A 19,297-nucleotide genomic window follows, 5' to 3' on the forward strand; every position below is an offset into this window, starting at 1 on the left:
GGCGCCGCCCTCTACGGTGCCAGGAGCCGTCCCGCGGCGAGCGCCGCCGCCACCGCGCCTCCGGCCGCCACCGCCGAGGCGGCGAACAGCGGAATCCTCGGCACCCAGGTGCGCAGCACGGCGGACCGGGAGGCCCGGTCCAGCAGCGCGTCCCGCCCGCGCAGCACGATCAGGCCGACGCTCATGAGGGTGAGCGCCATGCCGGCGCCGAAGGCGGCCACCATCGCCAGGGCGATGCCGGTTCTGCCGGTGAGCAGCCCGGTGAGCAGGACCAGGAAGGCGGACGGTGACGGCAGCAGACCGCCGGAGGTGCCGAGCACGACCAGACCTCGCCAGGTGAGCAGCGAGGGGGCGTCGGGGATGTGGTGGCTGTGCCCCTGCCGTTGATCGTGGCGATGTGCGTGACCGTGACCATGACCGTGATGCGAGTGACCGTGGTGCGAGTGACCGTGATCGTGGTGGTGCGGGGGATGGTGCCCGCGGTGACGCAGATGCCGCCACAGCAGGCTCACCCCCACCCCCGCCACCACCAGCGCCGCGAGCAGTTGCAGCCACCCCGTCAGCAGCTTCATGTCCGGCGCGTTCTTCGCCGTCAGCCACCAGCCGACCGCGAGGACCGCGACCGAGAGCGTATGCATCACGGCGACGATGCCGCCCAGCCACACCGCGTCCCGCGGTCGGCCCCGGCCACCCACCAGATACCCGGCGGCCAGCGATTTGCCGTGCCCGGGAGCACAGGCGTGCAGCGCGCCCACGGCCGCCGCCACGAGCAGCGCCACCGGGACGGCGGCCCCATGGTCCAGGAGGGAGACCAGATCGGTCGTCCAACTGGTCCAGCCACTGGGCGACGACGGCGAGTTGGCCGATGCCGCCGGGGTCAGCGCGAGCGTGCGCGTGGGTTCCTTCGCCGTGTGCAGCCCCCCGCCGCCCTGATCGGTCACCGACAGCGTCCGGTAGGCGGGATGGACGTCCGTCAGCACGGTGACCGTAAGGGTGATCCGGTCCACCGGGCGTGGACAGACGAAGTGGAGCGTCATGCCGTCGGCCCGGTCCACCCGGCACGGGCTGCCGTCCTGGCGTACGGCGATATGTGCGCGCAGATAGCCCGCCACATCGCCGTCGGCCTTCTTGCGCAGGGCGGCGACGTCGTCCCGCTGCGCGGACCAGGTCGTCTCCACGGCGGAGCCCGCCGCCTCGACCCTGACGACCGGCGGTGCGCCGAAGGGGTGCGCCTGGGCCGTGCCCGCGCTGCCGAACAGCAGCGCGGACACGGCGGCCGGCACGAGCAGCACCCCGGTGCGGAGTGTTCGCACGGTGGTGCTTCCCCTCAGTCCCGGCGCGCGGCCAGCGCGTGGACCGTGCCGTCGTCCGTGAGGACGAAGATCCGGTCACCGCTGACGGAGAGGGCCGACGCGACGCCCGCGCCGAGGTTGTACGCGGCAAGCTGCCGACCGGTGGCACGGTCGAGGACGAGCAGCCGCCCGTCCCAGGTCCCCACGTATACGAGGGCCTTGGTCACCAGCGGATGCGTCGTCGGCGAACCGGCACCGGCCTTGCATCCCATGGCGACCCGCCACTTGTCGTCCAGCGGGCTCTCCCCCGGCAGATAGCCGGACTTCGCCTCCCACACCGGCTTCGAGGGGTCGGCCGCGCTCGTGTCGTAGGCGCGGACGACGCCGTCACGTCCCGCGACATAGGCGGTGTCACCCCAGACGGCCGGGCTGGTGAGCGGGGCCGGCCCCGGCTCGCAGGTGCCGGCGCCGCCCAGCTTCGACTGCCAGGTCACCTCGCCCGTCTTCGGGTCGTGCCCGCGGGCTCCGGAGGCGGTGAAGGTCACCAGCTTCGCCGCGCCCGACGCGGGGTCGGTGAGCACGGGCGAGGAGTGGCTGTCGATGCCGCCCCCGGTGTCCTTCACCCAGAGCTGCTGGCAGCTCGCCAGATCCATGGCGATGACCGTGTTGCTCGACGAGGAGTGCAGATAGGCGGTGTTGGAGCCGGGCTCGCGCACCGCCGTGCTGTGGGACTGCCCCCAGGAGGCCGCGGCGCCGAAGCCGCCGGGCAGCGGGGTGCCGGTCTTCGCGTCACGGCAGCGGATCGTGTCCCAGTCCTGGTAGACGGCCACGTCGCGGTCCTGTCCGGTGAGCGCGAAGACACTGACCGGTCCACCGGCGCGGCCGTAGCGGCGCACCGTGTCGCCGTGCTTCTCCTCGCGGTCGATCGACTCCCAGGCGATATGGCCGTTCCCGGTGTCCAGGGCGTAGATCCGTCCGACGCCGGTGGTCAGATACACCCGTCCGCCGTGGATCGTCGGCGCCGATTCGGCGTCGCCGTCCAGGTAGGTGCGCCAGATCTCCCGCCCGGAGGCGATGTCGTAGGCGAGCATCATGCTGTACGGCGAGTCGAAGGCGCGGGACGAGACGATCAGCTTGCCGTCCGCGACCACCGAGCCGTTCAGGTTGAACTGCTCGCCGGTGTGCCGGGCCCATCGCAGGTCGAGCCGGGCGCCCGGCTCGTCGGGGCTCGCGGACCGCCCGGCCTCGTCGCCGCCCTGCCGCAGCCAGTTGTGCCCGGCCCTCGGCCGGGGGAGCTCGGAGTCCGGTGCGACTTTGAAGGTGCTCTTCAGCGCGGGAAGCGTGGGGAACGCCTTGCCCCGGGTGTCGTACACCTTCGTCTCGGTGGTGTAGGTGCCGGGCCGCAGCCCGTTCAGCGTGCCACTCGCCCGGGTCCACGCCCCGCGTGCGTCGGGGCAGGGTTCGGGCTTGCCACCCGGCGGGGTGTAGCAGTTCTCGATGCCGGGTTCGGCGGCTCCTGCTCCGAAGCGCAGGCCGGTGCGCCGCACCACATGTCCGCGGCTGTCCCGTACGGTCAGCGACGCCCGGCTGGGGGTGCGGCCGTCGTCCTCGGCGTACACCTCGACGGGGACTTTGGCGGTCGAGCCGTGCACGCTGCCCTGCGCGGGGCTGACCAGCGCGCTGTCGTCGTCGATGTCGAACTGCCGGTGGATACCGGTCACCTGGCCGGTGTCCTCGTTGCGGCGGGTGTGCGGATCGTCCGTGATGCCGCTGAAGTCGAGCACCTTGTAGTCGGGGTGGGCTCCGTCGATTCCGTAGGTGCCCTGGTTGTTGATCTCGACGGAGCGCTTGAACGCGCCACGGCGGTATTCCGCCTGCTGGTTGTGGCCCGCGGCGACCATCCGCACGTCGTACTTGGCCAGCTCGTCGATGGTCGGCTGCATGCCCGCGCCGGGGCCCCACTGGGTGAACAGCGAGCGATGCGCGAAGACGAGCACCTGCTTGCCGACCGCGTGCTGGGCCAGGTCCCTGCGCAGCCACTCCAACTGCGGCTTGAGCCCGCTCGCGTCGTAGTTGTCCTCGAGTACGACGATGTGACGGCCGTTGCGGTCGAAGCTGTACCACTCGGGAGCCATGTTGCGGCGGTAGTACTCCATGCTGCCGGCGTAGCCCTGGGAGGTGGCCGTACCGCCGAAGTCGTGGTTGCCCATGACCGGGTAGAAGGGGTGGCCGAGCCGCCCCTGCTCCAGCCCCTTGCTGAAGAGGTCGTACGCGCCCTGCCTGCGCGGCTCATCCGCGTAGTCCGTGACCGTCAGGTCGCCGGTCGCGATCTGCATCGTGGCGCCGTCGACCTCGGACATCGCCTGGACCTGCCCCGTCCACTGGGGCAGCGCCGTGCGCGCCTCGTCGTCGGTGCGGTTGCCAACCTCGGGGTCGGAGTTCATGACCCAGGTCTCGGTCGGATCGGCGGCGTGGCGGTCCGGCACCAGCGCGAAGTCGACGCCGCTGCCGCCGGTCTCGGGGACCTTGTGGAAGAACTCGGGGATGTAGTCCTTGCGCAGCACCGGCGTATAGCCATCGGGCGAGACGATGCTGACGATGTCGGTCTCGCGCCGGTTCGGATCGATGGTGAGCGAGTACGAACCGTCCGCGCCGGTCGTGGCCCACACGGCGCCGTCGGTGACATCGACGCCGGCCATGGCCCGCTCCCCCTTGTCCCGCTTGCCGTTGCCGTTGCCGTCCTTGAAGACGGTGCCCTCGACGGTGGCGGTGTCCGGCGCCGGGTCGTCGGCGAGGGCCGCCTGGGGCACGAGGAAGGACAGCGCGACCGCGCTCGCGGCGGCGATCCGCCACCGGCGGCCGGTGCGCGGCAGCCGCCGTGACACTCGCAGCAGGGTGGGCAGTCGCAGTGCGGCGAGTACGAGCACCAGACCGGCCGCCGACGCGAGGGCGACGGTGAGCCAGGGGAAGCCGGGCAGTGCGTGCGCGCCCTTGGCGTCGACGAGCGGCGCATCGGCGGAGGCATCGACCGCGGTGCCGTCGAACTCGACGACGACCTGGGTCAGTCCGCCCTGCTGGAGCAGTTGGCTCAGGTCGAGCGCGTTGACGTGGCAGCTCCACGCCAGCTCGATCACGACTCCGCCGGGCACCCCGCCGTCGTCACCGGGAACGCCGGAGCCGGTCGCCGGGCAGCCGGCCGGCAGCAGCCCAGTGGCCCAGGCTCCGGCCCGCTCCGGGGACACCAGGTCGCGATGGACGATCAGACGGCCACTGGTGACCTTGTCGCCCGTGGCGACGACCAGTTCGGCATGCTGGCGCGAAACATGCGCCGCAGCAGGCTGAGCACCGATGCCCAGCACAAGGAAGAGCAGTGCGAGACAGAGCCCGACCACCGTCCGTATGTTTTTCATAAGGTGGGACGCTAAGGGGCATCCCCCTGTTTTCAGCCAAGATCGGGCGGACTTCAGTCAGTGGACCACAAAAGTTCAGCCCCGAAGCGTCGCCCGGCCACCGGCATTCCCATGACCTCGATCATGACCTCGATCATGACCTCGATCACGACCTCGATCACGACCTCGATCACGACCTCAATCATCCAGACGCGCCTTCGCCCGGTAGGGTTCCGCCCGTGAGCGGCCTGAATCTCGATGACTTCGTCGACCTGATCGAACGCCCCGACGGGGGCATCCGGCGTGACGCCGAGGAGCGCCGCGAGCGGCTCGCGGTGCCGCCGGGCGCGCTCGGGCGGCTGGACGAACTCGGCGAATGGCTCGCCGCCGCACAGCAGCGGGTGCCGGTCAAACCCGTCGAACGGCCCCGCGTCATCCTCTTCGCGGGCGACCACGGCATCTCCGACCTCGGCGTCTCCGCCCGCCCCGCCAGGAGCGCCCACCGCCTGGTCCGCGCCGTGCTCGACGGCGAAAGCCCTGCCGCCATCCTCGCCGCCCGCCTCGGCGCGTCCATCCGGGTCATCGACATGGCGCTGGACTGCGACCCCGAGGACCTCCCGGAGGAGGTCACCCGCCACCGCGTACGCCGCGGCTCCGGCCGGCTCGACATCGAGGACGCGCTCACCCTGGACGAGGCCGAGCGGGCCTTCCGCACCGGGATGGCCATCGCCGACGAAGAAGCGGACTCCGGCACCGACCTTCTCGTCCTCGGTGACCTCAGCGTCGGCGGCACGACCGCGGCTGCCACGCTGATCGCCGCGCTGTGCGGTACGGACGCGTCCGTGGTCACCGGCCGCGGCGGGGCCGCCATCGACGACCTCGCCTGGATGCGCAAGTGTGCCGCGATCCGCGACGGGCTGCGCCGGGCCCGCCCGGTGCTCGGCGATCAGCTCCAGCTGCTGGCCACGGTTGGCGGTGCCGACCTCGCCGCGATCACGGGCTTCCTGCTGCAGAGCGCCGTACGCCGCACCCCCGTGATCCTCGACGGCGTCGTCTCGGCGGCCTGCGCGCTGGTCGCCCAGCGGGTGGCGTTCCGCGCCCCGGACTGGTGGCTGGCCGGTCAGGCCAGCGGCGAGCCCGGCCAGGAGAAGGCCCTCGACCGCATCGCCCTCACGCCGCTGCTCGACCATGGCGTCACGGTCGGCGAGGGCACGGGGGCGTTGCTCGCCCTGCCGCTGGTGCAGGCGGCGGCTGCGCTGCACGCGGAGCTTCCGGAGCGCTCGGAAGGCTCCGAGGGCTCGGGGCCCTCGGAGCACCCGGCGACGTCCGAGGGCTCCGAGGCCCCGGAGGACCCGGAGGACCCGGAAGACCCCCAGGCCAACGGCTAGGGGCGTCCGGCGGATCTTTCCCCACCCCGCCCCTTCCCGATACCGGGGGCTCCGCCCCCGGACCCCGGGTTCTGCGGCAGAGCCGCACACCGATGCCACGAGAAGGCACGGGGAGGGGGGAACAGCCCGCCCGCCGGCCCCCGTTACCAGGAGCTTCGCCCCTGGAGCCCGGGGCCTGGGGCGGAGCCCCACCACGCGGCGGAGCCGCATACCGATACTGCGACAAAGCACCGCCCACCCACACCCGATACCAAAGGCTCCGCCCCCAGACCCAGAGTTCTGGGGCAGAGCCCCAATTGCGGGAAGAGGCAGGGAAGGGAACAGCCCACCTGCGCCCGATACCAAGGGCTCCGCCCCCGGACCCGGGGTCTGGGGGCGGAGCTCCAGTTGCGGGAAGGGGCGGGGCGGGGAACAGCCCACCCGCGCCCGTTGCCAGGGGCTTCGCCCCCCGGAGCCCCGCCACGCGGCGGAGCCGCAGATCGATGCCGCGGGAAGGGGCGGGGAGGGAACAGCCCGCCGCAGGCGTCGAGGACCGCCGGGCCTCCCCTATGTGCGGGGCCCTACCCGAAGGTCAGGACCACCAGGGCCATCGTGGCGGCCGTCTCCGCGAGCGCGCCGAAGACATCGCCGGTCACCCCGCCGAGACGGCGGCGGCAATGGTGCAGGAGGAGTTCGGCGGCCGCCAGCGCGGCCAGCGCGGCGAAGGCGTGACGGACGACGGCGTACGGGCCGAAGGGGATGGCCACCACCGCACAGCCGACCACCACCACCGCCGCCACCACACCGGCGGAACGCCACGGCACGGTGCCCGCGACCGCCGCGCCCAGCCCCTCCGGCCGCGCCGCCGGAACACCCACGCGGGCCGCGAGTGTCAGGGCGCAGCGCGCGGCGGCCCCGGCCACGGCCGCCCCGACCGCGCCGTGCGCCCAGCTCTGCCCGTAAAGCTGGGCCAGCGCCGCCACTTGGCCCAGCAGGACGAACAGCAGCGTGATCACGCCGAACGGCCCGATGTCCGACCGCTTCATGATGCGCAGCGCGTCCTCGGCCGGTTTGCCGCTGCCGAGCCCGTCCGCGGTGTCGGCGAGCCCGTCGAGATGGAGGCCGCGGGTCAGTACGGCGGGTATCGCGGCGGTGGCGACGGCCGCCAACAGCGCCCCACCGCCCAGGAACAGCAACACCCCACCCACCGCCGCCGCGCACAGCCCCACGGTCAGCCCGGCCAACGGAGCGCACAGCATCCCCGCGTGCGCCGCCTCCCGGTCCCAGCGCGTGCCCCGTACGGGCAGCACCGTGAGCGTGCCGAAGGCGAAGCGGACCCCGTCGGCCCAGGGGGCACGCGGAGCGTGCGCGGGCGGCGGATCGTAGGCGGGACGCGGCGGATGCTCGGGCCGTTCCGGGCGCTCCGATCCCTCGGAAGGCTCGGAGGGCTCGGAACGCTCGGAGTTTTCCGCGCTCTCGGGCTCGGCCTCGGGCTGGGCCTCCGCCTCCGGCGAGCGTGCGGACGGCTGCGATTGCGACTGCGGCGGCTCCGGCGTGGTGTCCATCGCGCGGAAGGCTATCCCGGCCACTCCCATCCGGTAAGCCCGAGGGCACCCCGCCTGTTGGGCCAAGCCGCAGGGTGTCGTGGCGCATCCGGGCCGTTGGGTCTTCCGGCGGGGGCACCTCCCAGCGATAGCTGGGGGAGAACCGAGCCCCAAATAGGGCCTAGGCATACGATGCGGAGGGGCGCGGCCTACAACCCATATCGGCCGACGAACTATCGGAAGAGGGACCCGACCACTGTGACTGCTCTGACTCTCAGCACCTCGTCCGCCGCGGCACTGCGCGCGGACGCCGTCGTCGTCGGCGTGGCGAAGGGGGCCAAGGGCCCCGTCGTCGCCGCCGGCGCCGAGGCCGTGGACAAGGCGTTCGGCGGAAAGCTGGCCGCCGTTCTGGAGACGCTCGGCGCGACCGGCGCCGAGGGCGAGGTGACCAAGCTGCCCGCCGCGTCCGGCCTCAAGGCCCCGGTCGTGCTGGCGGTCGGGCTGGGCGACATCCCGGCCAAGGACGACGGCTATGACGCCGAGACGCTGCGCCGGGCCGCGGGGGTGGCCTCCCGCGCGCTGTCCGGTTCGAAGAAGGGCGCGTTCGCGCTGCCGATCGAGGACGTGGCGGCCGCCGCCGCGGTCGCCGAGGGCGCGCTGCTCGGGGCGTACACGTACGACAAGAGCAACGGCAACGGCGGCAGCGCCAAGAACGCCAAGGACACCGACAAGAAGAACAACGGCCCGCTCGCCGAGGTCGCCCTGGTCGGCGGCAAGCCGCGCGACAAGGCGTACAAGGCGGCCGCCGAGCGCGCCAGCGCCCTGGTCGAGGAGATCAACCGCGCCCGGGACCTGATCAACACCCCGTCCAACCTCCTCAACCCGGCCGACTTCGCGGCCGAGGCGGTCGCGGCCGCCAAGGAGCACGGTCTCAAGACCGAGGTGCTGGACGAGAAGGCGCTCAAGAAGGGCGGGTACGGCGGCATCCTCGGCGTGGGCCAGGGTTCGGACGCCCCGCCGCGGCTGGTGCGGATCGCGTACACCCACCCCAAGGCGGAGAAGACGCTCGCCCTGGTCGGCAAGGGCATCACCTACGACTCGGGCGGTATCTCCCTCAAGCCGGCCGGTCACAACGAGACGATGAAGTGCGACATGAGCGGTGCCGCCGCCGTGTTCGCCACGGTCGTCGCCGCCGCCAGGCTGGGCCTGCGGGTCAACCTCACGGGCTGGCTGGCGCTGGCCGAGAACATGCCGTCGGGTTCGGCCACCCGCCCCGGCGATGTGCTGTCGATGTACGGCGGCAAGACCGTCGAGGTGCTGAACACTGACGCCGAGGGCCGGCTGGTGCTCGCCGACGCGATCACCCGCGCCGGTGAGGAGAAGCCGGACGCGATCGTGGACGTGGCGACGCTGACCGGTGCGATGGTTCTCGCGCTGGGCAACCGCACGTTCGGGATCATGACGAACGACGAGGCGTTCCGCACCTCGCTGCACGAGATCGCGGAGGAGGCCGGTGAGCAGTCCTGGCCGATGCCGCTGCCCACGCACCTCCGCAAGGGCATCGACTCCCCGGTCGCCGATCTGGCGAACATGGGCGAGCGCATGGGTGGCGGTCTGGTGGCCGGGATCTTCCTGAACGAGTTCGTGGCGGACGGGATCACCTGGGGCCACCTGGACATCGCGGGTCCGGCCTTCAACGAGTCCGGTCCGTTCGGCTACACCCCCAAGGGCGGCACGGGCGCCGCGGTCCGCACCCTGGTGCGGCTGGCCGAGCGCGCCGCCGACGGCGATCTCGGCTGAGCCGAGCGCAACGCAGCGGCGTAACGCAGCACAGCAACGCAACGCGGCGGCGCCCGCAACGCAGCGGCGCCCCGCGACAACGCATCGCGACCACCGGCCCATAGGGCCGAAAGTCCCGTCGATTTCGCCCTCAACGAAATCGACGGGGCTCCGCGTTCCGGATACGCAGGAGTAACCCCTGAACTGGGGTCTGGAGATTTCTCACACAGCGGCCCCGCGTCCCGTCCCCTCCCAACAAGTGCGAAGATGTTGTCCCGGCAGGACAGGGCCCCCGACACCAGGGCCGCCGACGTAAGAAGCGGCCGAACACACGCCGCCGCCCGGCCGACCAAGGCCGGCCCCGGCGCACCATGCATGGAGGACGTGACGTGGCGAACGACGCCAGCACCGTTTTCGACCTAGTGATCCTCGGAGGCGGTAGCGGCGGTTACGCCGCTGCCCTGCGCGCGGCGCAGCTGGGTCTGGACGTCGCCCTGATCGAGAAGGACAAGCTGGGCGGCACCTGTCTGCACCGTGGCTGTATCCCCACCAAGGCGCTGCTGCACGCCGGTGAGCTCGCCGACCAGGCCCGCGAGGGCTCGGAGTTCGGTGTGAAGACCACCTTCGAGGGCATCGACATCGAGGGTGTGCACAAGTACAAGGACGGCGTGGTCTCGGGCCTGTACAAGGGTCTGCAGGGCCTGATCGCCTCCCGCAAGGTCACCTATGTGACGGGTGAGGGCCGACTGTCCTCCCCGACCTCTGTCGATGTGAACGGCGAGCGTTACACCGGCCGCCACATCCTGCTGGCCACCGGTTCGGTGCCCAAGTCCCTTCCCGGCCTGGAGATCGACGGCAACCGCGTCATCTCCTCCGATCACGCGCTGGTGCTGGACCGCGTGCCGAAGTCCGCGGTCGTGCTGGGCGGCGGCGTCATCGGCGTCGAGTTCGCCTCCGCGTGGAAGTCCTTCGGGGCCGACATCACCATCGTCGAGGCGCTTCCCCACCTCGTCCCGGTCGAGGACGAGAGCAGCTCCAAGCTGCTGGAGCGCGCCTTCCGCAAGCGCGGCATCAACTTCTCCCTCGGCTCCCGCTTCTCCGGCGTCGAGTACACCGCCGACGGCGTCAAGGTCTCGCTGGAGAACGGCAAGACCTTCGAGGCCGAGCTGCTGCTGGTGGCCGTCGGCCGTGGCCCGGTCTCGCAGGGCCTGGGCTACGAGGAGGCCGGGGTCGCCATGGACCGCGGCTATGTCCTCGTCGACGAGTACATGCGGACCAACGTGCCGACCATCTCCGCCGTCGGCGACCTGGTCCCCACTCTCCAGCTCGCCCACGTCGGCTTCGCCGAGGGCATGCTGGTGGCCGAGCGGCTGGCGGGCCAGAACCCCGTTCCGATCGACTACGACGGCGTGCCGCGGGTGACCTACTGCCACCCCGAGGTCGCCTCCGTCGGCATCACCGAGGCCAAGGCCAAGGAGCTGTACGGTGCGGACAAGGTCGTCGCCCTGAAGTACAACCTCGCGGGCAACGGCAAGAGCAAGATCCTCAAGACCGCGGGCGAGATCAAGCTCGTGCAGGTACGGGACGGTGCCGTCGTCGGCGTCCACATGGTCGGTGACCGGATGGGCGAGCAGGTCGGCGAGGCTCAGTTGATCTACAACTGGGAGGCGCTGCCCGCCGAGGTCGCGCAGCTCGTCCACGCCCACCCCACTCAGAACGAGGCGCTCGGCGAGGCCCACCTGGCCCTGGCCGGCAAGCCGCTGCACTCCCACGACTGATCATCCCGAGCGCGAACCATCCGCAAAGATCGTTAAGGAGCAACCGAACACCATGGCGGTTTCCGTAACCCTGCCGGCGCTCGGCGAGAGCGTGACCGAGGGCACCGTCACCCGCTGGCTCAAGGCCGAAGGTGAGCGCGTCGAGGCCGACGAGCCCCTGCTCGAGGTGTCGACCGACAAGGTCGACACCGAGATCCCGGCCCCTTCGGCCGGTGTGCTGACGTCCATCAAGGTGGCCGAGGACGAGACGGTCGAGGTCGGCGCCGAGCTGGCCGTTATCGACGACGGCGGGGCGGCTCCGGCCGAGGCCCCCGCCCCCGCGGCCGAGCCCGCTCCGGCGGCTCAGCCCGAGCCCGCCCCGGCGCCCGCCGCCGAGGCCCCCGCACCTGCCCCTGCCGCCGCCGCTCCGGCCGGTGGCGCCGAGGGCACCGATGTGGTCCTGCCCGCGCTGGGCGAATCGGTGACCGAGGGCACCGTGACCCGCTGGCTCAAGGAGATCGGCGAGTCCGTCGAGGCCGATGAGCCGCTGCTCGAGGTGTCCACCGACAAGGTCGACACCGAGATCCCGGCCCCGGTCGCGGGCACCCTGCTGGAAATCCTGGTCGGCGAGGACGAGACCGCCGAGGTCGGCGCCAAGCTGGCCGTGATCGGTACGGCCAGTCAGGGGGCTGCCGCTCCGGCCGCCGCGCCCGCCCCGGCCGCCCCGGCCCCCGCGCCGGTCCAGGAGGCCCCGGCGCCCGCCCCGGCCCCGCAGGCCCCGAGTGCCCCCGCGCCGCAGGCCGTCACCCCGGCCCCGGCCGCTCCGGCGCCCGCCCCGGCTCCGGCCGCGGCAGCCCCGTCGATCCCCGCTCCCGCGGCCCCCGAGGCCGAGGGCGCCTACGTCACCCCGCTGGTGCGCAAGCTGGCCGCCGAGAACAACGTGGACCTGTCCACCGTCAAGGGCACCGGCGTCGGCGGCCGCGTCCGCAAGCAGGACGTCATCGCCGCCGCCGAGGCCGCCAAGGCCGCCGCCCAGGCCCAGGCCGCCCCGGCCGCCGCCGCGCCGAAGGCCGCCCCGCAGGCGGCGTCCCCGCTGCGTGGCCAGACCATCAAGATGCCGCGGATGCGCAAGGTCATCGGCGACAACATGATGAAGGCCCTGCACGAGCAGGCGCAGCTGACCAGCGTGGTCGAGGTGGATGTCACCAAGGTCATGCGGCTGCGCGCGCAGGCCAAGGAGGCGTTCGCGCAGCGCGAGGGCGTCAAGCTCTCGCCGATGCCGTTCTTCGTGAAGGCCGCCGTCCAGGCGCTGAAGGCCCACCCGGCCGTCAACGCCCGGATCAACGACGACGGCACCATCACGTACTTCGACGTGGAGAACGTCGGTATCGCGGTGGACGCCGAGAAGGGCCTGATGACCCCGGTCATCAAGAACGCGGGCGACCTCAACATCGCCGGTATCGCCAAGAAGACGGCGGAGCTGGCGGGCAAGGTCCGCTCCAGCAAGATCACTCCGGATGAGGTGTCCGGCGCCACCTTCACGATCAGCAACACCGGCTCGCGCGGTGCGCTGTTCGACACGATCATCGTGCCCCCGAACCAGGTCGCCATCCTGGGCATCGGCGCGACCGTCAAGCGCCCGGTGGTCATCGACCACCCGGAGCTGGGCGAGACCATCGCGGTGCGCAACATGACGTACCTGGCGCTCTCCTACGACCACCGCCTGGTGGACGGTGCCGACGCGGCCCGCTACCTGACGGCCGTCAAGGAGATCCTGGAGACCGGTGAGTTCGAGGTGGACCTCGGTCTCTGAGCCTTCCGAGGATCTCTTCGAGGCATTGCCGCGCCCCGCACGGGCTTTCCGTGCGGGGCGCGGTTTTCGTTACCGCAGTACCGGGATAATGGCTACTGTTCACCGCTGGTTCTAAGGAGCTCCCCATGGCCCCGCCCGTCGTCCACTCGCTGCGCGAGCAGATCCGCGAGCACATCGTGGAGGGCATCGTCAGCGGCCGCTGGAAGCCGGGCGAGCGGATCGTGGAGCGCAGGATCGCCACGGAGCTGGAGGTCAGCCAGACGCCCGTAAGGGAGGCGCTGCGGGAGCTGGAGTCGCTGCGGCTGATCGAGTCGGCCCCCAACAAGGGCGTCCGAGTGCGGAATCTGACCGCCTCCGACCTGGAGGAGATCTATCCGGTACGGGCCGGGCTGGAGCAGATCGCGGCGGAGCTGGCCGCGCCCGTACTGGCCGAGGACACCTCCGCCCTGGAGCCCGAGGTGCGGGCGCTGTACGAGGCGGACCGTAAGGCCGACGCGGAGGCGCAGGTCCGGCACACCGTGGCGTTCCACCGGGAGCTGGTGCGGGCGTCGGGGAACAGCGTGCTGCTGCACACCTGGGAGTCGCTGGGCATCGAGATCTGGACGACGCTGTCGATCCGCTGGCTGGGCACCGTCCAGGAGTCGTACGCCGAGGAGCACCAGGCCGTGGTGGACGCCTTCAAGCGGCGGGACCCGAGGGTGGGCGAACTGGTCAAGGACCATGTCCTCGGCTGTGCACCGCGTGCCTAGTTTCGCGGCACGGAATGCCAATTTCGGCTTGCGGAGCACTTTTTCCTCGACAGATCTTTGATCGATCATCGATCAGACTTACAGTCGGTTTCATGACCGATCTCGCACGCACGCGGCCGAGTGCGCTCGACCAGCTTCCCGACCGTGACCCCGAGGAGACCGCCGAATGGGGCGCCTCCCTGGACGCCGTCGCGCAGGCGGCCGGGTCCCACCGCGCCTCGTACCTCATGCGCCGCACCCTGGAGCGCGCCGAGAGCACCGGGCTCGCCCTGCCGCCCCTGCTGGAGTCGGACTACGTCAACACCATCCCGACGGCCGCCGAGCCCGCGTTCCCGGGCGACGAGGCCATGGAGAGCCGCATCACCGCCTGGAACCGGTGGAACGCGGCGGCGATGGTCACCCGCGGCAGCCGTGACGGCCTCGGCGGCCACATCGCCACCTTCGCCTCCGCCGCCTGGCTCTACGAGACGGGCTTCCAGCACTTCTTCCGCGGCAAGGAAGCGGACGGCAGTGGCGACCAGCTCTACATCCAGGGCCACGCCTCCCCCGGTATCTACGCCCGCGCCTTCCTCGACGGGCGGCTGACCGAGCGCCATCTGGACCACTTCCGCCGCGAGGCGGGCGGGGAGGGTCTGCCGTCCTATCCGCATCCGCGGCGGCTGCCGTGGCTGTGGGAGTTCCCCACCGTCTCGATGGGTCTCGGCCCGATCTCCGCGATCTACCAGGCCCGCTTCAACCGCTATCTGGCCGCGCGCGGCATCAAGGACACCGCCAACTCCCACGTCTGGGCCTTCCTCGGCGACGGCGAGATGGACGAGCCGGAGTCGACGGCCGCGCTGGCACTCGCCGGGCGCGAGGGCCTGGACAACCTCACCTTCGTCATCAACTGCAATCTGCAGCGGCTCGACGGCCCGGTGCGCGCCAACTTCAAGATCGTGCAGGAGCTGGAGGCCCAGTTCCGCGCGGCGGGCTGGAACGTGGTCAAGTCGCTGTGGGGCTCCGCCTGGGACGAGCTGTTCGCGCTGGACACCTCGGGTGCGCTGGTCCGCCGGCTGCGCGAGGTCCCGGACGGCCAGTTCCAGACGTACGCGACCCGCGACGCGGCCTACATCCGCGAGCACTTCTTCGGCGCCGAGCCGGAGCTGGCCCGGCTGGCCCAGGGGCTCACGGACGCCAAGCTCACCGAGTGTTTCCACACCTCGCGCGCGGGCCATGAGCCGCGCAAGGTGTACGCGGCCTACCGCGCGGCCGTGGAGCACAAGGGCGCCCCGACCGTCGTGCTCGCCCAGACCGTCAAGGGCTGGACGCTGGGCCCCGGCTTCGAGTCGCGCAACGCCAACCACCAGATGAAGAAGCTGACCGGCAAGGAGTTCCGCGCCATGCGGGACCTCCTCGAACTCCCCATCCCGGACAGCAAGCTGGACGACGGCCTCGTCCCCTACGTCCACCCCGGCCCCGACTCCCCCGAGGTCCGCTACCTCCAGGAGCGCCGCGCGGCCCTCGGCGGCCCCGCCCCGGCCCGCAAGGTCCACGCGGTGGCCCTGCCCGAGCCGTCCGCGAAGCCCTTCGAGGCGCTCGCCAAGGGCTCCGGCAGCCAGGAGATCGCCACCACCATGGCGTTCGTCCGGCTGGTCAAGGACCTGATGCGGGACAAGGAGACCGGGCGGCGCTGGGTGCCGATCGTGCCGGACGAGGCGCGGACCTTCGGCATGGAGTCGCTCTTCCCCACCGCCGGGATCTACTCCCCGCTCGGCCAGACCTACGACCCGGTCGACCGCGATCAGCTCCTGTACTACAAGGAAGCGCAGAACGGTCAGATCCTCAACGAGGGGATCACCGAGGCCGGTTCGATGGCCGACTTCACCGCCGCCGCGACGTCGTACGCGACCCACGGCGAGCCGATGATCCCCTTCTACATCTTCTACTCGATGTTCGGCTGGCAGCGCACCGCCGACCAGATGTGGGCGCTCGCCGACCAGCTCGGCCGCGGCTTCCTCATCGGCGCCACCGCCGGCCGTACGACGATGACCGGCGAGGGCCTGCAGCACGCCGACGGCCACTCCCCGCTGATCGCCTCCACCAACCCGGCGGCGCTCGCCTACGACCCGGCGTTCGCGTACGAGATCGGCGTGATCGTGCGGGAGGGTCTGCGGCGGATGTACGGCCCCGAGGCCGAGGACGTCTTCTACTACCTGACCGTCTACAACGAGACCAAGGTCCAGCCGCCTATCCCTGAGGGCGAAGGCGTCGAGGAGGGCATCCTCAAGGGCCTGTACCGCTACCAGGAGGCCACGGCCCCGGCCGGGGACTCCCCCCGCATCCAGCTCCTCGCCTCCGGCACCGCCATCCACTGGGTGCTGGAGGCCCAGAAACTCCTCGCCGACGACTGGGGCGTGGCCGCCGACGTGTGGTCCGCCACCTCCTGGAGCGAGCTGCGCCGTGACGCCCTGTCCTGTGACGCGGCGCAGCTCAGTGGCGAAGACCGGGTCCCGTACGTCACCCGTGCCCTGGCAGGCGCACCGGGCCCGGTCCTCGCCGTCAGCGACTGGATGCGGGCCGTCCCCGACCAGATCAGCCAGTGGGTCGAGCAGGACTGGTACTCGCTGGGCACGGACGGCTTCGGCCTCTCCGACACCCGCGAGGCCGCCCGCCGCCACTTCGGCGTGGACGCCCCGGCCATCGTGGTGGCCGCGCTGTCCCGGCTGGCCCGGCAGGGCGCGGTACGGGCCACCGCGCCCAAGGAGGCCGCGGAGCGGTACGGCATCTGAGGCGCACCGCGGAATGCGGAAGCCCTGCCCATACGCCATGGCGGCGTATGGGCGGGCCGGTCGTTTCACAGGGGCCAGGAGTTCGCGGAGTCGTCCAGCCAAGCGTGTGTCTCTTCGGCCGTGACCGTGAGACCGAACCGGGAGTGATCCGGTTCGCCGTAGCCGACCCACCAGTGGTAGGCGCTCTCCACCTCGTCCCACAGTCGGCGGGGGCCGGACTGGTAGACCTTGGCTTTCTTGCGGTCATCACGGAAAACGGTGACCGCCCAGGACCTGTCCGAGCTGCCGCGAGTTCCGTAGAACCACACGGCGCGCCGACCATCCCGCTTGCGGTCGGGGTTGTGGGCAACGTCAGGCACCCGCAGCCCCAAGGCGAAACCGACGGCGTCGAAACTCCCGGTGCCGCAGAGCTGCGCCTCGGTGAGCGTCGTGGTTGACGTGTCCGCCGCGTCCAGTGCCCCCGGCGGGACGTACTCGTCGTGCCGGGGCCACACGAACCGTTGAGAGCGCAGACGCATGAACGCCACGGGCCGGGTGAACGGCCCTGACGCGCTGAGTCCGTGCCGGGCGACCACGAGTCGGGCGGTCGCTTCGCCCGGCCCGTAGTACGTCCCCCAGGGAACGAGGAGCACCCCGCCCGGCTTCGACTGCTCCACCCACGCGAACGGGATCTTCCGCAACCCGCACGTGGCGATGACGCGATCGTACGGAGCCCGTGCGGCGTACCCGAGGAGCCCATCCCCGTGCACCACCCGCACGGGGAGCCCGAAGTGGTCCAGGGACTCCCGGGCATCCGAGGCGACGGCGCCGTCCACTTCCACGGTGACGATGTTCTCGGCGCCCAGACGGTACGCCAGCAAAGCCGCGTTCCATCCCGTGCCCGTACCGATCTCCAACACCCGCTGTCCCGGCTTCACATCCAGGTCGGCCAGCATGGCGAACACCAGGCTCGGCATGGACGACGAGGAACTGAAGGACTTGCCCGGCTCGGGGCCCTCGTGCGCGCCGTCGTCCCATTGCGTGACGATGGGATCGTCGGAGTCGGCGTATCGCTGCCACGCTTCCGGATCCCGCTCTTCGCTGACCGTGGAGTATTGGCCGGTGGCCATGTCATGCGGCCATATCAGGGCAGGCAGGAAGCGGGAGCGTGGCACGGCCTCATAGGCCGGGGCCCACTCGGCCGACATGGCGCCCGTGTCGAGGAGGAGGCGACCCAGCTCCTCACGAGTGGGCCGCCCCGCCTGCTCAGCCGCGCTTGTCACTTCCGGTGCGTCCCATCGCCGGGAGGCGTCGAACCGTCCGGGTGGGGCTCGTCGGTGGGCGTCCACGGCTGCCCGGGGTGCTCGTCGCCTCCCTCGTCGTCCTTTCCGTGCCCGCCGCCTTGTGCGAATAAAATGCCCAATTGAATGCTCATCGTTTTCCCTCCCGAGAGTCCGGATCTCCACCGTGCTGTCATTACTGCCCGACGGACACATGGCTTCGTCGGCTTCAGGTTGTCGTACGTCCAGTCAACATCCACCCGAATGCGGGGACTTGCACAACCTTTGCACTGAGATGGTGCGGGCATTGGCCCACCTGTGACTATGGCTGACAGGACCTGTATCCGCGAGGAAGACTGAGCCCATGAGCACCACTGAGCTTGCCCCCGGCGCCAACGTCGCGGTGCTCCGCAAGGAGCGCGGCTGGAGTCAGATCCACACGGCTCGCCAGGCCACCATCTCTTTGTCGCTCCTGTCCAAAATCGAGGTAGGAGACCGGACGCTGACGCCTGCCGTCGCCGCTGCTCTGGCTCGCGCCTTCGGTGTGACCATGGACGAGGTACTTGGCCGTATCCCTGTCGCTCAGGAGGATGAAGCGCGCCTCGCCGCGCTCCGGGCTGCCATCAGGGACTACGACCTGCCGGACAGGCGACCTGCCGAGGAGGAGCCGCGCATCAGTGCGGCTCTGGCGGCCGTGGGAAGATACCGGGACGCCGTAGACGTGGTGGGACTCAAGAAGTTACTCCCAGACCTTCTACGGGACGCCACGGCACACGCACACACAGCCAACACCGCTGAAGCCTGGATGGCGCTCGCGGAGGTCTACAGCTCCGTGTACTGGCTCGCCGCCCGGCATCGCTGGATGGACCTGGCAGAGTTGGCCGTGGCTCGGCAGAGTTGGGCTGTGGATCAGAAATCCAACCCTCTTGGCGAAGCCATCGCGGCTCGGGACAGGGCTGGTACGTATCTCAACTTCGGCCATGTCGAGCGTGGGCTGACGCTTGTGGATCGGGCGATCGCCAAAGCACAGGCATCGCTCAGCGGAATTGATCGCGACATCGCGGTATCCATCCTGAACCTCCGAGGGATGACCCTTGCTGGTCGGCTGACAGATAAACGGGAAGCGAAGCGGGAAGCTCAGCGCCATATCGACTCTGCTCACAACGCCGACATCAGCATTGGTCGCGACATAGATGTGCATGGTCTGACGGTGGGACCTCAGAACACGTTCACGCACGAACTTGCCACGCGCGTGGATCTTGGTAGGCCCCAGGATGCGCTCAGGATGACTGACGACCTGCCTGCCGCCCTCGCGGGTCTGCCTCCGACACGGGTAGCCCCGACGCACATCAACTACGCCAGGGCTCAGCTTGACCTCGGGGACCGTGACGGGGCTCTGGAGAACCTGAGCATCGCCTGGGATGCCGCACCACAGATGGCACGTATCCATCCGATGGGTCGAGAAGTGTTCCGCGTGGTGTCGTCCCTGCACCGGAGGAGCAACGCGCAGTTGTTGAAGCTCTCGAAGTTGGCACGGATTGAGCTCTGAACTCCACCGCTGTCCCGGCTGGCCCGTCAGG

13 protein-coding genes are annotated in these 19,297 nt (G+C 70.9%); 7 read left to right on the forward strand and 6 right to left on the reverse strand.

Going from position 1 to position 19,297, the window contains the following annotated elements; all coding sequences use genetic code 11:
* Positions 1-11 precede the first annotated feature (11 nt).
* The 3 genes from CGL27_RS14920 to CGL27_RS53135 are packed head-to-tail and all read right to left on the reverse strand — an operon-like array spanning position 12 to position 4,887.
* Positions 12-1,313, reverse strand: coding sequence for a hypothetical protein (locus tag CGL27_RS14920; protein ID WP_240450498.1), 1,302 nt, complete (start codon positions 1,311-1,313; stop codon positions 12-14).
* Between the two features lie 14 nt (positions 1,314-1,327).
* Positions 1,328-4,702, reverse strand: a complete 3,375-nt coding sequence (locus CGL27_RS14925) for a PQQ-binding-like beta-propeller repeat protein (RefSeq protein WP_119987273.1) — start codon at positions 4,700-4,702, stop codon at positions 1,328-1,330.
* A gap of 53 nt (positions 4,703-4,755) precedes the next feature.
* A complete protein-coding gene (locus tag CGL27_RS53135) occupies positions 4,756-4,887 on the reverse strand; it encodes a hypothetical protein (RefSeq protein ID WP_276147854.1) in 132 nt (43 codons plus the stop codon).
* A 33-nt stretch (positions 4,888-4,920) separates the two neighbouring features.
* Between CGL27_RS53135 and cobT the strand changes: the two genes are divergently transcribed.
* Positions 4,921-6,069 carry a nicotinate-nucleotide--dimethylbenzimidazole phosphoribosyltransferase gene (gene cobT / locus CGL27_RS14930; RefSeq protein WP_205587695.1) on the forward strand — a complete coding sequence of 383 codons (1,149 nt, stop codon included), beginning with the start codon at positions 4,921-4,923 and terminating at the stop codon, positions 6,067-6,069.
* 560 nt (positions 6,070-6,629) lie between these two features.
* Here the strand turns inward: cobT and CGL27_RS14935 are convergent.
* Positions 6,630-7,613 carry an adenosylcobinamide-GDP ribazoletransferase gene (locus tag CGL27_RS14935; protein WP_276147855.1) on the reverse strand — a complete coding sequence of 328 codons (984 nt, stop codon included), beginning with the start codon at positions 7,611-7,613 and terminating at the stop codon, positions 6,630-6,632.
* 237 nt (positions 7,614-7,850) lie between these two features.
* On the opposite strand from CGL27_RS14935, the gene CGL27_RS14940 reads away from it, so the two are divergent.
* The 5 genes from CGL27_RS14940 (at position 7,851) to aceE (ending at position 16,458) form a co-directional block, all read left to right on the forward strand.
* The gene (locus CGL27_RS14940; RefSeq protein ID WP_119987279.1) at positions 7,851-9,392 is read left to right on the forward strand and encodes a leucyl aminopeptidase; all 1,542 of its coding nucleotides are present in this window, start codon (positions 7,851-7,853) and stop codon (positions 9,390-9,392) included.
* A gap of 368 nt (positions 9,393-9,760) precedes the next feature.
* Positions 9,761-11,149: a dihydrolipoyl dehydrogenase gene (lpdA, locus tag CGL27_RS14945; protein ID WP_014060097.1), complete on the forward strand. Its 1,389-nt coding sequence runs from the start codon at positions 9,761-9,763 to the stop codon at positions 11,147-11,149.
* Between the two features lie 52 nt (positions 11,150-11,201).
* Positions 11,202-12,941, forward strand: coding sequence for a 2-oxoglutarate dehydrogenase, E2 component, dihydrolipoamide succinyltransferase (sucB, locus tag CGL27_RS14950; protein WP_078640995.1), 1,740 nt, complete (start codon positions 11,202-11,204; stop codon positions 12,939-12,941).
* 125 nt (positions 12,942-13,066) lie between these two features.
* On the forward strand, positions 13,067-13,690 hold the full coding sequence (locus CGL27_RS14955) for a GntR family transcriptional regulator (protein WP_078640996.1): 624 nt from the start codon (positions 13,067-13,069) through the stop codon (positions 13,688-13,690).
* A gap of 92 nt (positions 13,691-13,782) precedes the next feature.
* A complete protein-coding gene (aceE, locus tag CGL27_RS14960; RefSeq protein WP_119987281.1) occupies positions 13,783-16,458 on the forward strand; it encodes a pyruvate dehydrogenase (acetyl-transferring), homodimeric type in 2,676 nt (891 codons plus the stop codon).
* Between the two features lie 65 nt (positions 16,459-16,523).
* Here aceE and CGL27_RS14965 read toward each other — a convergent pair whose 3' ends face one another.
* Positions 16,524-17,720 carry a methyltransferase domain-containing protein gene (locus CGL27_RS14965; protein WP_240450499.1) on the reverse strand — a complete coding sequence of 399 codons (1,197 nt, stop codon included), beginning with the start codon at positions 17,718-17,720 and terminating at the stop codon, positions 16,524-16,526.
* Positions 17,717-17,872, reverse strand: coding sequence for a hypothetical protein (locus CGL27_RS50030; protein ID WP_162952983.1), 156 nt, complete (start codon positions 17,870-17,872; stop codon positions 17,717-17,719). The genes CGL27_RS14965 and CGL27_RS50030 overlap by 4 nt, the downstream gene beginning before the upstream one ends.
* Positions 17,873-18,081: 209 nt before the next feature.
* Here CGL27_RS50030 and CGL27_RS14970 point away from each other — a divergent pair, with 209 nt between their 5' ends.
* The gene (locus tag CGL27_RS14970) at positions 18,082-19,266 is read left to right on the forward strand and encodes a helix-turn-helix transcriptional regulator (protein ID WP_119987287.1); all 1,185 of its coding nucleotides are present in this window, start codon (positions 18,082-18,084) and stop codon (positions 19,264-19,266) included.
* The last annotated feature ends 31 nt before the right edge of the window (positions 19,267-19,297 follow it).

This window comes from Streptomyces sp. 11-1-2, assembly GCF_003595545.1.
Lineage (GTDB): Bacteria > Actinomycetota > Actinomycetes > Streptomycetales > Streptomycetaceae > Streptomyces > Streptomyces hygroscopicus_B.